The organism is Burkholderia sp. AU16741 (assembly GCF_002223345.1).
Taxonomy (GTDB): domain Bacteria; phylum Pseudomonadota; class Gammaproteobacteria; order Burkholderiales; family Burkholderiaceae; genus Burkholderia; species Burkholderia sola.
Genome location: NZ_NKEZ01000020.1, coordinates 1 through 982 on the forward strand (window position 1 = coordinate 1; position 982 = coordinate 982).

General features: G+C 65.4%; 1 protein-coding gene. It reads right to left on the reverse strand.

All coding sequences use genetic code 11. From position 1 onward, the window contains the following. The coding region (locus CFB89_RS33795; RefSeq protein ID WP_144030206.1) for an electron transfer flavoprotein-ubiquinone oxidoreductase at positions 1-982 on the reverse strand (982 nt) is incomplete at both ends.

The window sequence follows — 982 nt, forward strand, 5'->3', positions numbered from 1 at the left end:
ACATGTTCGGGTAATTCGGCCCGCCGCCGCCTTCCGGCGTGACCCACACGATGTTCTGCGTCGGGTCCTTGATGTCGCAGGTCTTGCAGTGCACGCAGTTCTGCGCGTTGATCACGAGGCGATCGCCGCCGTCGTCGTTCTTCACGAACTCGTACACGGCCGCCGGGCAGAAACGCGCCTCCGGCCCCGCGTACGTGCGCAGGTTCACGTTCACCGGCACGCTCGCATCCTTCAGCGTCAGATGCGCCGGCTGGTTTTCCTCGTGGTTCGTGTTCGAGATGAACACCGACGACAGCCGGTCGAACGTCAGCTTGCCGTCCGGCTTCGGATAGTCGATCGGCTCGCACTGCGACGCCGGCTTCAGCATCTCGTGGTCCGCATGCTGATGATGCAGCGTCCACGGCACGTTGCCGCCCATCACCTTCTGCTCGAGCCCGACCATCAGCGTGCCGAGGTACAGGCCCTTGGCCATCCACTGCTTGAAGTTGCGCGCACGGTACAGCTCCGTGTACAGCCACGATTGCCTGAACGCATCCGGGTACGCATTGAGCTCGTCCGACTGACGGCCGGCCTGCACCGCGTCGAATGCGGCGTCGGCGGCCAGCATGCCGGTCTTGATCGCCGCGTGACTGCCCTTGATCCGCGATGCGTTCAGGAAGCCCGCATCGTCGCCGATCAGCGCGCCGCCCGGGAACACCGTCTTCGGCAGCGACAGCAGGCCGCCGGCCGTGATCGCGCGCGCGCCGTACGACACGCGCTTGCCGCCTTCGAGGAACGCGCGGATCGACGGATGCGTCTTGTAGCGCTGGAATTCCTCGAACGGCGACAGGTACGGGTTCGTGTAGCCCAGGCCCACCACGAAGCCGACCACGACCTGGTTGTTGTCCATGTGATACAGGAACGAGCCGCCGTACGTGTCCGACTTCAGCGGCCAGCCGGCCGTGTGGATCACGAGGCCCGGCTTGTGCTTGGCCGGATCGAT